Origin of the sequence: Stappia indica, assembly GCF_009789575.1 — a bacterium.
In the GTDB taxonomy this organism is placed as follows: Bacteria; Pseudomonadota; Alphaproteobacteria; order Rhizobiales; family Stappiaceae; genus Stappia; species Stappia indica_A.
In genome coordinates, this window is record NZ_CP046908.1 from 3,194,867 (window position 1) to 3,209,129 (window position 14,263).

General features: G+C 68.3%; 12 protein-coding genes. 6 read left to right on the forward strand and 6 right to left on the reverse strand.

Annotated features, from left to right (window positions below; all coding sequences use genetic code 11):
* Nucleotide 1: 1 nt before the first annotated feature.
* The gene (locus GH266_RS15015; RefSeq protein ID WP_199270338.1) at nt 2-697 is read right to left on the reverse strand and encodes a GntR family transcriptional regulator; all 696 of its coding nucleotides are present in this window, start codon (nt 695-697) and stop codon (nt 2-4) included.
* 1,187 nt (nt 698-1,884) lie between these two features.
* Between GH266_RS15015 and phnD the strand changes: the two genes are divergently transcribed.
* The 5 genes from phnD to GH266_RS15040 all read left to right on the forward strand — a co-directional run bounded on the left by phnD (nt 1,885) and on the right by GH266_RS15040 (nt 6,053).
* On the forward strand, nt 1,885-2,853 hold the full coding sequence (gene phnD, locus GH266_RS15020; protein WP_158196229.1) for a phosphate/phosphite/phosphonate ABC transporter substrate-binding protein: 969 nt from the start codon (nt 1,885-1,887) through the stop codon (nt 2,851-2,853).
* A gap of 132 nt (nt 2,854-2,985) precedes the next feature.
* Nucleotides 2,986-3,804: a phosphonate ABC transporter ATP-binding protein gene (gene phnC, locus GH266_RS15025; RefSeq protein ID WP_158194551.1), complete on the forward strand. Its 819-nt coding sequence runs from the start codon at nt 2,986-2,988 to the stop codon at nt 3,802-3,804.
* A 3-nt stretch (nt 3,805-3,807) separates the two neighbouring features.
* A complete protein-coding gene (gene phnE / locus GH266_RS15030; RefSeq protein WP_158194552.1) occupies nt 3,808-4,620 on the forward strand; it encodes a phosphonate ABC transporter, permease protein PhnE in 813 nt (270 codons plus the stop codon).
* Nucleotide 4,621: 1 nt separating this feature from the next.
* Nucleotides 4,622-5,437 carry a phosphonate ABC transporter, permease protein PhnE gene (gene phnE / locus GH266_RS15035; RefSeq protein ID WP_158194553.1) on the forward strand — a complete coding sequence of 272 codons (816 nt, stop codon included), beginning with the start codon at nt 4,622-4,624 and terminating at the stop codon, nt 5,435-5,437.
* A 103-nt stretch (nt 5,438-5,540) separates the two neighbouring features.
* Nucleotides 5,541-6,053 (forward strand): cupin domain-containing protein, encoded by a 513-nt coding sequence (locus tag GH266_RS15040; protein ID WP_158194554.1) that lies wholly within the window; start codon nt 5,541-5,543, stop codon nt 6,051-6,053.
* Between the two features lie 282 nt (nt 6,054-6,335).
* Here GH266_RS15040 and GH266_RS15045 read toward each other — a convergent pair whose 3' ends face one another.
* The gene (locus GH266_RS15045) at nt 6,336-6,986 is read right to left on the reverse strand and encodes a LysE family translocator (protein WP_158194555.1); all 651 of its coding nucleotides are present in this window, start codon (nt 6,984-6,986) and stop codon (nt 6,336-6,338) included.
* Nucleotides 6,987-7,229: 243 nt separating this feature from the next.
* Here GH266_RS15045 and GH266_RS15050 point away from each other — a divergent pair, with 243 nt between their 5' ends.
* Nucleotides 7,230-8,984 (forward strand): SulP family inorganic anion transporter, encoded by a 1,755-nt coding sequence (locus GH266_RS15050; protein ID WP_158194556.1) that lies wholly within the window; start codon nt 7,230-7,232, stop codon nt 8,982-8,984.
* Here the strand turns inward: GH266_RS15050 and GH266_RS15055 are convergent.
* The 4 genes from GH266_RS15055 to dnaK form a co-directional block, all read right to left on the reverse strand.
* Nucleotides 8,966-9,571, reverse strand: coding sequence for a class I SAM-dependent methyltransferase (locus GH266_RS15055; RefSeq protein WP_158194557.1), 606 nt, complete (start codon nt 9,569-9,571; stop codon nt 8,966-8,968). The genes GH266_RS15050 and GH266_RS15055 overlap by 19 nt on opposite strands.
* 242 nt (nt 9,572-9,813) lie before the next feature.
* On the reverse strand, nt 9,814-10,938 hold the full coding sequence (gene dnaJ, locus GH266_RS15060) for a molecular chaperone DnaJ (RefSeq protein WP_158194558.1): 1,125 nt from the start codon (nt 10,936-10,938) through the stop codon (nt 9,814-9,816).
* Nucleotides 10,938-11,813: an FkbM family methyltransferase gene (locus GH266_RS15065; RefSeq protein ID WP_158194559.1), complete on the reverse strand. Its 876-nt coding sequence runs from the start codon at nt 11,811-11,813 to the stop codon at nt 10,938-10,940. The genes dnaJ and GH266_RS15065 overlap by 1 nt, the downstream gene beginning before the upstream one ends.
* Before the next feature lie 225 nt (nt 11,814-12,038).
* Entirely contained in the window at nt 12,039-13,961 is a 1,923-nt protein-coding gene (gene dnaK / locus GH266_RS15070; RefSeq protein WP_158194560.1) for a molecular chaperone DnaK, read from the reverse strand.
* Nucleotides 13,962-14,263 lie beyond the last annotated feature (302 nt).

The following is a 14,263-nucleotide window of genomic DNA, read 5'->3' on the forward strand; positions in this document are numbered from 1 at the left end:
TTCAGGCCGTGTTCTTCAAAACCTGCATGGCGGTGAGGCGGGCCTCCGTCTCCTTGCCGGCATTTTCCGCGTGGGCCCTGGCGGCGCCTTCCGCGGCTGCGTCGCCGGCCGCGATGAGCCGGGCGATCTCGGTATGGTGGTCCCAGGCGGTTTCGCGAAAACCCCCGATGTCGAGCACCAGCCGCATCGACCGCATCATGTGCGAGAACTGCGGCTCGAGCGTTTCGGCGATCCGGCGGTTGCCGGACATGACGATGACCTGGTTGTGGAAGTCGACGTCGAGCGCGATCCGCTCCGTGACGGGGGTGTCGTCGCCGAAGCTCTCGGCCTGGCGCAGGATCCCGGCGAGCGTCTTCAGCTCCGCCTCCGGCATGCGGCCGCCCGCGACCCGCGCGGCGGCAAGGCCGGCGGCCAGCCCGTCCAGCGCGGCGCGGACCTGGTAGATCTCGCGAAGATGCGCCGGGTCGATCTCGGTGACCTTGAGCCCCTTGCGCCCGGTCTCCTCCACCAGCCCGTCGCGCTTGAGCAGCTGCAGCGCATGGCTGACCGGCTGGCGCGACACGCCGAGGCGGTCGGCAAGCTCGGCCTGGCGGATGCGCTCGCCCGGCGCCAGCTCGGCCAGCGCGATGGCCTGGCGCAGCCGCTCGTAGACGCGGTCCACCAGGATCGGGCTCTGGTCGATGAGTTCCATGGGCATGCCTTGCGTCCTTCCCCTCACGACCCTTACGGACATCGCAACGAAGCGCAGCCGGCGCGAAAGCACCCGGGCCGATCCCGGGGGCTGGGTGTGCGGCCTGTCCGGCGCGATGCCGCGACAAGCTGACGGATCGCGCGCGCCGCCGCAATGCACCGCAGGTATGACATGGGAGGCCTGTCGGCACACCCGGCAGCGCGCGTTCCGGGACGGACCTGTCCCTGACCTGGCCGGGACGGCCAGGTTCTCCGTAACCTCCGCTTGCCGGCTCGGCTCCGCGCCGTCCCGGAATGCCTCCGGCAGGGCGGGCAGCCGGACCGGCCGGCGGTCTGGCGATGGGGCCAACGGAGCCCTGAGTGCCGGTCTCCCGGCGAAACTTCCGGCCGGGTCTTTCCCCGGCGCCTGGTTGCGAAGGCGCTGTCGCCAGCCGTCTTGCAGGGCCGTCCCGCAGGGCGGGCTGCAGGGCGGGGCAGTAGACGACCGGGCCTCAACCTTCAAGGAATTCGGAATTCCAAATTCCAACGAGACTCACCCTGCCCGACGAAACCGGTCCTGTCAACATTTCGGAATTCCGAATTCCAAGAATCTATCCGAGCCGCATCCTCCAGCCGCCACGGCCGCGGCAGTTCCTTTGGCGTCCTCCCGGACGCAGGCGAAGCCGGAGATCCGGGATCGGCGAGCCGAGGGCCTGTCGGATGTGCTCCCGAAGGTCCTCTTGAGCGCGGTGGCTCCCCGGTCCCGGCTCGGCGCGGGCGTGCCGTCCGGGAAGACGCGGGGAGAGGCGGGGAGGGACATGCCGCAATGCGCCGCGTGCGGGGAAGATGATTTGCCGGCTCAATTGCCGGCATGCCGCAGAGGGAGGATTTGGCGCAAGGCGGCAAGGAGTTGCCCGTGCGGGTCGCCGCCAGGGTCCCGGCGCGCAGGGCACGGGAGGAATCTCCCAAGCGTCCTGCAAGTTGCCCATCGGCCTGCTCTGCGACGGCTCGCCTGCGGGTCGGCCGGGACCAGGCGAGAACAGCGGCCCGCCCTGGCCGGGAAGGGGTGGTCCCGCTCTGACTTAAAGGAAACTTCGCCGTCTCAAGGTCTTGACGCGACTGAGAATGTCATCCAGCCTTCACCCAGGACGCCTAACAGACATCCGGTCCAGAACGGATGCGCATCGCGCCCCAGTGGAGGAACGAAAGATGACCATGCACCTGACGAAGCTCGCCGGAGCTGCGAGCATTGCTGCCTTGCTTGCCGGCCTCATCGCCGCAACGCCCGCGCAGGCCGAATTCAAGCTCGACAGCCGCTACACCGATGCCGACGGCGACCTGATCGCCGACATTCCCTCCGATCCGGCGCAGCAGATCGATCCCTCGACGCTGATCTTCGCCTATACCCCGGTCGAGGATCCGGCGGTCTATGCCGAGGCCTGGGCCGACTTCCTGGCCCATATGGAGAGCGTCACCGGCAAGAAGGTGCAGTTCTTCCCGGTCCAGTCGAACGCCGCCCAGATCGAGGCGATGCGTGCCGGCCGCCTGCATATCGCCGGCTTCAACACCGGCTCCAACCCGCTCGCCGTCGCCTGCGCCGGCTTCCGCCCCTTCACGATGATGGCCAAGGCCGACGGCAGCTTCGGCTACGAGATGGAAATCATCACCTATCCGGGCTCGGGCATCGAGAAGCCGGAAGACATCAAGGGCAAGACGCTGGCCTTCACCGCCGAGACGTCGAATTCCGGCTTCAAGGCGCCGTCCGCGCTGCTGAAGGCCGAGTACGGCCTCGTCTCCGGCACCGACTACGAGCCGGCTTTCTCCGGCAAGCACGACAACTCGATCCTCGGCGTCGCCAACAAGGACTACCCGGCGGCCGCCATCGCCAACTCCGTCATGCACCGCATGATCGAGCGCGAGGTGATCAAGCCCGAGCAGGTCGTCAGCATCTACAAGTCGCAAACCTTCCCGACCACCGGCTACGGCGTTGCCTACAACCTGAAGCCGGAGCTGCAGGAGAAGATCAAGGAAGGCTTCGCCACCTTCAAGTGGGAAGGCTCGTCGCTGGAGAAGGAGTTCTCCAAGTCGGGCGAGGCGCAGTTCATCCCGATCACCTTCAAGGACAACTGGTCCGTCATCCGCCAGATCGACCAGGCGAACGACGTTTCCTACAACTGCCAGTAAGGCACGTACGGTAAGACCGCGACCGGCCGGACGGGGCGAGGGGGAGTGTCTCCGCCGCCCCGTCCGTGCCTGTTGCGCGCTGCCCTGACCCGAAAGACCCGGCCGCCCGGCCCTCTCTCCCCGGATCCCCGCATGCTGACAGTCGAAGCGCTTACCAAGACCTACAAGACCGGCGACAAGGCCCTCAGGTCCGTCAGTTTCACCGTGCCGAAGGGGCAGGTCGTCGGCCTGATCGGTCCGTCCGGTGCCGGCAAGTCGACCCTCATCCGCTGCATCAACCGTCTGGTCGAGCCGACCGAGGGCCGGGTGCTGCTGAACGATCTCGACATCACCGGCCTGCCGGCGCGCGAACTGCGCCGCGCCCGCCGCCGCATCGGCATGATCTTCCAGGAATATGCCCTGGTGGAGCGTCTGACGGTGATGGAGAACGTGCTGTCGGGGCGCCTCGGCTATGTCGGTTTCTGGCGCTCCTTCCTGCGCCAGTTTCCCGGCGAGGACGTGGAGAACGCCTTCCGCCTGCTCGACCGGGTCGGCCTGATCGACCATGCGGACAAGCGCGCCGACGCCCTGTCGGGCGGCCAGCGCCAGCGCGTCGGCATCGCCCGTGCCCTTGCCCAGGACCCCGAGCTGCTGCTGATCGACGAGCCGACCGCCTCGCTCGATCCCAAGACCTCGCGCCAGATCATGCGCCTGATCCTGGAGATCTGCGCCGAGCGCGGCCTGCCGGCGATCATCAACATCCACGACGTGGTGCTGGCCCAGCAGTTCACCCAGCGCATCATCGGCCTGCGGGCCGGCGAGGTGGTCTTCGACGGCACGCCGGACCTGCTCGACGAAAGCGTGCTCACCCGCATCTACGGCGAGGAGGACTGGACCGCCATGCGCCGCGCGGCGGAAGAGGACGACCACGCCGAGCGCGACGCGGCCGAACGCATGGCCGGGATGGTCTGAGCCATGAGCGCGACCGCAAAGACCTATCCCCGTCGCTGGCGCCGCCCGGCGACGATGATCCCCGATCCGCGCTGGCGCTACGGGATCTATACCGCCCTTCTCGTCTATCTGGTGCTGGCCGTCGGCTCGGTCGAGGTCAACTGGATGCGCGTGTGGGACGGGCTCGACCGCGGCTGGCGTTTCGTCCAGGGCTTCCTGCAGCCGGACTTCACCAGCCGCTGGAAGGACATCAGCGCCGGCATGATCGAGAGCCTGACCATGACGGTCACGGCGACGGTTGCCGGCGTGCTGATCTCCGTGCCGATCGGCATCGGCGCGGCGCGCAACATCGCCCCGCCCACGGTCTATTACATCTGCCGCGGCATCATCGCGGTGAGCCGGTCGCTGCAGGAAATCATCATCGCCATCCTGCTGGTCGCCATGTTCGGCTTCGGTCCCTTTGCCGGCTTCCTGACCCTGTCCTTCGCCACCATCGGCTTCCTGGCCAAGCTCCTGGCCGAGGACATCGAGGACATCGACGAGGCCCAGGCCGAGGCGGTGCGCGCCACCGGCGCATCCTGGTGGCAGCTGGTCAACTATGCGGTGCAGCCGCAGGTGATGCCGCGCCTGATCGGCCTGACTCTCTACCGCTTCGACATCAATTTCCGTGAAAGCGCGGTGATCGGCATCGTCGGCGCCGGCGGCATCGGCGCGACGCTGAACACCGCCATCGACCGCTACGAATACGACAGCGCCGGGGCGATCCTGCTGATCATCATCGGCGTGGTGATGTTCGCGGAATACTCCTCCAGCTATATCCGCAAGTGGGTGCAGTGACATGCCGGTGATCAAAACCGAAAACGGCCCGGTCTGGCTCCGCCGCACCCCGCGCGCCTCCTTGCGTCTGTGGGCCGCATGGTTCGTCTTCGTCGCCCTCACCGTCTGGTGCTGGCAGGTGATGACGAAGGACACGATCTGGGCCTTCGTCTATGACGCGCCGCAACAGGCGGCCGACATCGGCTCGCGCATGTTCCCGCCGCGGCTGAGCTATATCGAAAAGCTGCTCTGGCCCTTGTGGGACACGATCAACATGGCGACGCTCGGCACCATGCTCGGCGTCGTCATCGCAACGCCCGTCGCCTTCCTGGCCGCGCGCAACACGACGCCGAGCCTGCTGATCGCACGCCCCATCGCGCTGTTCATCATCGTCGCCTCGCGCTCGATCAACTCGCTGATCTGGGCGCTGCTGCTGGTCTCGATCCTCGGCCCGGGCCTGCTCGCCGGCATCATCGCCATCGCGCTGCGCTCCATCGGTTTCGTCGGCAAGCTGCTCTACGAGGCCATCGAGGAAACCGAGCTGACGCAGATCGAGGCGGTGCAGGCGACCGGCGCCAGCGGCGCGCAGCTGCTCAACTACGGCTATTGGCCGCAGATCGCGCCGGCCTTCTGGGGCATCTCGGTGTTCCGCTGGGACATCAACATCCGCGAAAGCGCGGTGCTGGGCCTCGTCGGCGCCGGCGGTCTCGGGCTGCAGCTGCAGGCCTCGCTCAGCGTGCTGGCCTGGCCGCAGGTGACGACGATCCTGCTGGTCATCCTGGCGACCGTCGTGTTCAGCGAATGGGTCTCGGCCAAGGTCCGCCACGCCATCATCTGAGGGCGAGGCGGCAGGGCGGGCTTTCCGGCGGCTCCCCTGCGGGGTTATGGATGGAGGAAGGGGCGGCAACGCCCCGCCCCAACCATTGCCCGGAGGATCGCCCATGGCCGACACGCCCGTTCACATACCCGTCCTGCGGCTCGCCGATCTCGACTGCGTCACCCAGGCGCATGGCGAGAGTTTCGAGGCGCATTTCGCCTCCATCGCCGCGCCGCTCGGCGCGCGCCGGCTCGGGGCCCGCTATGTGGAAGTGCCGGCCGGCAAGAAGGCCTGGCCGTTCCACTGCCACCACGCCAATGACGAGATGTTCGTGATCCTGTCGGGCTCCGGCACGCTGCGCTATGGCGACAAGCGCCATTCCGTTGCCGGCGGCGATGTCGTCGTGTGCCCGGCCGGCGGGCCGGAGACCGCGCACCAGCTGATCGCCGGATCGGACGAGCCGCTGCGCTATCTCGCCGTCAGCACGATGAACGAGCCGGACGTGATGGAATATCCCGACAGCGGCAAGGTCACGGTCTTTGCCGGTGCGGCGCCCGGCGGCGACAAGGCCGCGCGGCGGGTGGCGCTGTCGCTGCGCACCGACAGCGCCGTCGATTACTGGGACGGGGAAGAGTAAGCCGCGCGAGGGCGGCTTAGGTCGTGAACTCATAATTCTGACGAGAAACGGTATGCCCGAACCCGATCGGATACAAGGAGCAAGGCCGCAGGAAACCATCAGGTTTTCAAGGGTTTGCGACGCTGTTGCCGGCGGGTTCCGGCATACCCGAAGGGCGCCGTTCGAGCTTCGATCTGCGGCGTCGGATCGCTCGGCCGGGGGACCTGCCCCGGCCATCGCGCTCCTCCTGGCATATCATTGCCCGAACCGGCGCCGTTTCCGGCACAATTATGAGTCCACGACCTAGCCCCGCCGCTCCAGCGCCAGCCGCAGCCCGAAGCCGATCAGCACCGCGCCGGTCAGCCCGTCCAGCGTGCGGGTGACCGCGGGGCGCTTGAGCAGGCCGGCGACGGGGCGGGTCGCCAGCGTCAGCAGCGCGAACCAGGCGATGCCCATGGTGGCATGGATCGCGGCCAGCCCCACGCTGAAGGCGACGACCGGCACGCCCTCGGCCGTGAACTGCGGCAGGAAGCTGACATAGAAGACGCCGACCTTCGGGTTGAGCAGGTTGGTCAGCAGCCCGCGCCAGAACCAGCCGCGCCCGCTGGTGGTGCTGGCTCCTCTGGCGCTGGCCGCTGCCGCGAGCTTTTGCGCCCGCTCCGCCGACAGGGCCGCGCGCAGCATGCCGAAGCCGAGCCACAGCAGGTAGAGCGCGCCGGCGATGCGCAGCAGCGTATAGGCGGTTTCCGAGACGGCGAGCACCGCGCCGAGGCCGAGCGCGGCCATCAGGCCCCAGGCGAGAACGCCGGTGGAGACCCCGGCGCCGGCCAGCATGGCGCGGCGCGGTCCTTCCACCGCGGCCGTGCGCAGCACCAGCGCGGTGTCGAGGCCGGGCGTCAGGGTGAGCAGCGCGGCGGCTATCGAAAAGGCGAGAACGGCGGAAAGCGGATCCATCGGCAGCATCCTGGCGAAAGCGGCGCGGGAAAGGGCGCGGCATCCGCAAAGGGATGGCACGGCCCGGCCTGCCGGCCAAGCGGTTTCCCTTCACGCGGCGATGAGGTTCTTTCGCGACGGCCGGAGGCGTCGGAGCTCCCCTCAGCAGTTCTGCGTATTGCATGGCCACGGGGCGAGGGCCGATGCTTGCGCACCAACCAGATGCCCGCCTGCGGGCGGGCCTCCCGACACATGAGATCCGCGATGACCGCCACCGGACAGGATGCGCGCAAGGGATCGGCGCATCGTTCCGCCTCCGCTCCGGCCGCTCTCGACCCGGCCGCCCTGTTCACGCCCAAGCTGGTCACGGTCCTGCGCGAGGGCTACGGCCTTGCCGCCCTGCGCGCCGACGCGGTGGCCGGCCTGACGGTCGCCATCGTCGCCCTGCCGCTGTCCATGGCGATTGCCATCGCCTCCGGCGTCACCCCGGCGCAGGGGCTCTACACCGCCATCATCGGCGGCTTTCTCGTCTCGGCCCTGGGCGGCAGCCGCTTCCAGATCGGCGGGCCGGCGGGCGCCTTCATCGTGCTGGTTGCCGCAACGGTGATGCAGCACGGCGTCGACGGGCTGATCCTCGCAACCTTCCTGTCGGGCCTGATCCTGGTCGGCGTCGGCGCCTTGCGGCTCGGCACCTATATCAAGTTCATCCCCTGGCCGGTGACCGTCGGCTTTACCGCCGGCATCGCCGTGATCATTCTCGCCTCGCAGGTGAAGGACCTGCTCGGCCTGACGCTGGACGGACCCGAGCCCGGCCCCTTGCTGGAAAAGCTGCCGGTGCTGTGGCGGGCCGTGCCGGGTCTCGATCCGGCCTCGGCGCTGCTCGCGGCCGGTACCATCGCGGTGATCCTCACCCTCAGGCGCTGGCGGCCGCACTGGCCGGGCCTGCTGATCGCCATCACGCTCGCCTCCCTCGCGACCTGGGCGGCCGGCTTGCCCGTCGCCACCATCGGCTCGCGTTTCGGCGGCATCCCGAGCGGGTTGCCGGTGCCGGCCCTGCCGGATCTGTCGATGGACAAGATCCTCGCGGTGCTGCCGGCGGCCGTCTCCTTCGCGCTGCTCGGGGCCATCGAATCGCTGCTGTCGGCGGTGGTTGCCGACGGCATGAGCGGGCGCCGCCACCGCTCCAATTGCGAGCTGGTCGGCCAGGGCGTCGCCAATATGGGCTCGGCGCTGTTCGGCGGTTTCTGCGTCACCGGCACCATCGCCCGCACCGCCACCAATGTGCGCGCCGGCGCCATCGGCCCGGTCGCCGGCATGCTGCATGCGCTGTTCCTGCTGGCCTTCATGCTGCTGGCCGCGCCGCTCGCCTCATACATCCCGCTGGCGAGCCTTGCCGGATTGCTGGCGGTGGTCGCCTGGAACATGGCCGAGCGCCACGCCATCGCCGTGCTGCTGCGCACCTCGCGCGGCGATGCGCTGGTCTTTGCGGTGACCTTCCTGCTGACGGTGTTCCGCGACCTGACCGAGGCCATCGTCACCGGCTTCGCGCTCGGCTCGGTGCTGTTCATCCACCGCATGTCGCAGATCGCCGGGGTGCGCCGCCTGCCGCTGGTCTCGGAGGACCGGGCGGACACCAGCGCCGATGGCGGGTTGCCCTATGACGGCTCGGCCGCCGATCCGCAGATCATCGTCTATCGCATCACGGGTGTGTTCTTCTTCGGCGCGGCCTCGTCCATCGGCTCGGTACTGGAAAGCATCTCCGATACGCACCGGGCGCTGGTGGTCGATTTCTCGGCCGTGCCCTTCCTCGATTCCACGGCGGCGAACACGGTCGCCGGCCTTGTCGACAAGGCCTCACGCCGGGGTGTCGCGGTGGTGCTGTGCGGTCTGGAGGAGAGCTTGCGCCGCCCGCTGGAGGCGCAGGGCATCACCGAGCCGAAAGTGACCTTCGCCGCCGATGTAGAGGCGGCGCTCGCCATGCTGGGAGCCGGGCCGGACCTTCAGGAGGTGCGGCGGTAGACCCACACGCGCGCGGGCGGCAGGTTCTTGAGGATCCACCCCGAGCGCTGCACGGAGAAAGCCTGCGGATCCGGCGCCACCGGCGGCACCAATGCGTAGGAAAACTGGATGAACGGGGCGCCAGGCTGCAGCAGGTCGAAGGCCTGCATCAGGAGCGCGCGGCGCTCTTCCTTGGGGCGCGAGAACAGCGGCATGGAGGAGACGACGCTCGCCAGCGTGCCCGGCTCGACATCGGCCAGGGTCTCGCGCAGCCGGTAGGCATCGCCCTGGACGATGGTCATGTCGCCATAGCGGCGCGCCAGCAGGCGGCAGAAATCGTCGCTGTATTCCAGCGCGATGACGCGGCTTTGCGGAATGCCGCGCTCCAGGATCGCATGGGTGACGACGCCGGTGCCGGGGCCGATCTCGAGGATCGGGCCGGGCCGCTCGATCTCCACGAAGCTCGCCATGCGGCGGGAGAGGTCGGGACCGGAGGGGCTGACCGCGCCGGTCGTCAGCGGCTTTTCCGCCCAGTTGCGCAGAAAACGGACCTCGTCGGCGAGCTTGGCCGAGAGGCCTTTGACCTTGCGGGCGGAAATGTCGAGCATGCTGAAATCCATCCCTTTTGAAACGTAGAGGCTGGCCTGCAACCTGCTTCGACTGCGAAAGTGGTCCGGCCCCGTGGTTAAATCAAGGCAAGGCCCGGTTGTTCGGCCGGATTTATTCGGGCCCGGTCTTGTCCGGGCGCATGAAAACGAAGGCCAGCTTGTTGCCGGGGCCGCGCGAGCGGTCGCGGAAACAGGCCGGTCCGCCTTGCGGATGCCGGCCTGTCAGGGCCTTTTCCGGCCATTCACTTGCCGAGCGTGTCGAGGAAGTCCTTCACCCTGGAGAAGAAGCCGCTCGATTCGGGATGGGTTTCGCCGGAGGATTCCTGCTCGAACTCGGCCAGCAGCTCGCGCTGGCGGCGGGTCAGGTTGGTCGGCGTCTCCACAGTCACCTGGATATAGGCGTCGCCGAACTGCTGCGAGCGCATGACCGGCATGCCCTTGCCCTTGAGGCGGAACTGCTTGCCGGTCTGGGTGCCCTCCGGAACCTTGACCCGCATGGTCTCGCCGCTGAGCGTCGGCACCTCGAACTGGCCGCCGAGCGCGGCCGTGGTCATCGAGATCGGCACCCGGCAGTAAAGGTCGGCGCCGTCGCGCTGGAAGAAGGCGTGCGGGCGGATCGACAGGAAGATGTAGAGATCGCCGGACGGGCCGCCGCGCACGCCGGCCTCGCCCTCGCCGCCGAGGCGGATGCGGGTGCCGTCCTCGATTCCGGCGGGAATGTTCACCGACAGGGTGCGGTTGACGGTCTTGCGGCCGGCGCCCTGGCAATCGGGGCAGGGATCGGCGATCACCTGGCCGCGGCCCTGGCAGGCGGTGCAGGTGCGCTCCAGCGTGAAGAAGCCCTGGGAGGCACGCACCCGGCCCGAGCCGCCGCACATGCGGCAGATGGTCGGCGAACTGCCGGGCTTGGCGCCGGATCCGGTGCAGGTCTCGCAGGTGATCGAGGTCGGCACCTCGATCTCCACGGTCTTGCCGGCAAAGGCCTCTTCCAGCGAGATCTCGAGATTGTAGCGCAGGTCCGCACCGCGATCGCGCCCGCCGCGCCGCCCGCCGGACATGCCGAAGAACTCGTCGAAAATGTCGGACATGGCCGAGGCGAAGTCGCCGGGCCCGCCGCCGCGTGCGCCGCCGAAGCCGCCGTTTTCGAAGGCGGCATGGCCGAAGCGGTCATAGGCGGCGCGCTTCTGCTCGTCCTTCAGCGTGTCATAGGCTTCGCTGACTTCCTTGAAGCGGTTCTCCGCCTCCGCGTCTCCCGGATTGCGGTCCGGGTGATACTGCATGGCCAGCTTGCGGTAGGCGCTCTTCAGCACCGTGCCGTCCGCGTCGCGGGCAACGCCGAGGACCTCGTAGTAGTCGCGCTTTTCCATCAGGATGTCCCATCACTTCGCCCCGCGCGAAGGCGCAGCAGGGCGTTCAGCCGCGTGCGGCTGGCAAGTTCGTAGCCGTTGTCGAGGCACAGGCGGACGACGGCAGGTAGCTCCTCGCGCTTGCCGGCTTCCACCACGATCATCCGCGGCCACAGGCCGGCGGGAGCCGCCGCGAACATGCCGCGCAGGGCCGCCTCGTCATGGCCCTCCAGATCCACCTTCATCGCGTCGATGCGGACAATGCCGCGCCGGGCGCAGATCTCGTGGATCGGCAGGATCTCGAACGTGTCGGCCTCGCCCTCGCCGGCGGCGCGCACCTGGTGCTCGCCGCGATTGCCCTCATGCGCCAGCATGGCGCCGCGCCCGGCATGCTCGCCGACGGCACAGGCCGCCACCATGACGCTGTCGAGCGCATCGGAGGCCGCGATATTGGCCTCCAGCCGCGACCGCGTGCCGACGTCCGGCTCCACCGCCAGCACCACCACTTCGCGCGACAGCATGCGCGCGACACTGACCATCCACAGGCTGTAGAGGCCGACATTGGCGCCGAGGTCGAGGAAGACGAAGGGGCTCGAGGGGGAGGCGGCGAAGGCCTCGCGCAGGGCCTCGCGCTCGGCCCGGTCGAACAGCTGCGGGCCGGCGACGGCGCGCTTTTCGCAGCGGTTGCCGGCCGGGTAGAGCCGGGCGCGGACATGGGGGAAGACGTCGACGTCGAACGGGCCGGGCTTGCCGCCCGTCACGATCCGGCGCAGCAGCGAGACGCCGATGCGGCCGAGCCGATTGCCCGGCAGCACGCCGGCAAGGCGGCGTGCCGCGGTGCCGAGCGGCGGCAGCGCATGGGTGCCGTAAGGCGGTTCGAGCGTCGGCTGCCTCATGCCCGGATGTCACTCTCCAGCGTCTTGGTCGCGCCGGCAGGCACCGGCGGGGGGAAGGTCCGCCGCACTGGCCGACCGGATCGGAGTCCGTTGAATAACGGCAAGGGCAGCCGGACGAAAGGCCCGCTGCCCTTGCCTGCAGTCCTTGGCGGCCGGGAACCGGGTCCCGGCAGGCCGGCGGCACGCGCGTCCCGCAAAAGGACGCCGCGCCGCCGGTCAGTCAGGTCAGGCGGACTTCTTGTCGTCGTCGTCGCGCACTTCCTCGAAGTCCGCGTCGACCACGTCGTCATCCGCCTTGGAGGCGTCGTCGCCGGACGCGCTCTCGCCGGCTTCCTCGGCCGCCTGGGCCGACTTGTACATCGCCTCGCCGAGCTTCATCGAGGCTTCGGCCAGCGCCTGGGTCTTGGCCTGGATATCCTCCAGGTTCTCGCCCTCCAGCGCCGTCTTGAGGTCGGCAAGAGCCGTCTCGATGGCGCCCTTCTCGTCGGCCGAAACCTTGTCGCCATAGTCCTTCAGCGACTTCTCGGTCGAGTGGACGAGCGCCTCGCCCTGGTTCTTCGCCTCGACGAGCGACTTGCGCTTCTTGTCCTCGTCGGCATGCGCCTCGGCGTCCTTCACCATCTTCTCGATGTCGGCGTCGCTGAGGCCGCCCGAGGCCTGGATGCGGATCTGCTGCTCCTTGCCGGTGCCCTTGTCGCGCGCCGACACGTTGACGATGCCGTTGGCGTCGATGTCGAAGGTCACCTCGACCTGCGGCACGCCGCGCGGCGCCGGCGGAATGCCGACCAGATCGAACTGGCCGAGCATCTTGTTGTCCGCCGCCATCTCGCGCTCGCCCTGGAACACCCGGATCGTCACCGCGGTCTGGTTGTCCTCGGCGGTGGAGAAGGTCTGGCCCTTCTTGGTCGGGATCGTCGTGTTGCGGTCGATCAAGCGGGTGAAGACGCCGCCAAGCGTCTCGATGCCGAGCGACAGCGGGGTCACGTCGAGCAGCAGCACGTCCTTGACGTCGCCCTGCAGCACGCCGGCCTGGATCGCCGCGCCCATGGCCACGACCTCGTCCGGGTTCACGCCCTTGTGCGGCTCCTTGCCGAAGAAGGTGGTCACGACCTCCTGGATCTTCGGCATGCGGGTCATGCCGCCGACGAGGACGACCTCGTCGATCTGGCCCGCAACGATGCCGGCATCCTTGAGCGCGGCCTTGCACGGCTCGATCGTGCGCTGGACGAGATCCTCCACGAGGCTCTCGAACTTGGCGCGGGTCAGCTTCATCGTCAGGTGCTTCGGCCCGGAGGCGTCGGCGGTGATGAAGGGCAGGTTGATCTCGGTCTGCGACGAGGAGGACAGTTCGATCTTGGCCTTCTCGGCCGCCTCCTTGAGGCGCTGAAGCGCGAGCTTGTCGTTCTTCAGGTCGATGCCCTGGTCCTTCTTGAACTCCGAGGCGAAGTAGTCGACGAGGCGCATGTCGAAGTCCTCGCCGCCGAGGAACGTGTCGCCATTGGTCGACTTCACCTCGAAGACGCCGTCGCCGATCTCCAGGATCGACACGTCGAAGGTGCCGCCGCCGAGGTCATAGACCGCGATGGTCTTGCCGTCGTTCTTGTCGAGGCCGTAGGCGAGCGCTGCCGCCGTCGGCTCGTTGATGATGCGCAGCACCTCGAGACCGGCGATCTTGCCGGCATCCTTGGTGGCCTGGCGCTGGGCGTCGTTGAAATAGGCCGGAACGGTGATGACCGCCTGCTCGACCTTCTCGCCGAGATAGCTCTCGGCGGTTTCCTTCATCTTCTGCAGGATGAAGGCGGACACCTGCGAGGGAGAATACTTCTCGCCGCTCGCCTCGACCCAGGCATCGCCGTTGTCGGCGCGCACGATGTTGTAGGGGACGAGCTTCTTGTCCTTCTCGACGGTCGGGTCCTCGTAGCGGCGGCCGATCAGGCGCTTCACCGCGAAGAGCGTGCCGGTCGGGTTCGTGACCGCCTGGCGCTTAGCCGGCTGGCCGACGAGCCGCTCGCCGTCGTCGTTGAAGGCGACCATGGACGGGGTCGTCCGTGCGCCTTCGGAATTCTCGATTACCTTGGGAGTCTTGCCGTCCATGACGGCGATGCACGAATTGGTCGTGCCGAGGTCGATACCGATGACCTTTGCCATATTGCCCTCTCTTTCCAGCAAGCCGGTCGGACCCGTTACGGCATCGGACCGGCCCCTCTTTTCGGTTCATTGTGACGAGCCGCCGCGGGGCGAACCCGCATGTCGGAACACGTCGGCAGAACGTGACCGCTATATATGTTGGGCGCTTGCGCATCGCAAGGCTGGCGCGCCGGGCAGATCCATCGTGCTTTTCGCCGCCTTCCGGCCCCGCCTGCCGCGCGCCGGACCTGCAAATGGCGACGACCGGCCGATGTTGCAATGCAGCGCAAACCTCCGTAAAAGTCCCGCTACGTAGTCCGCCG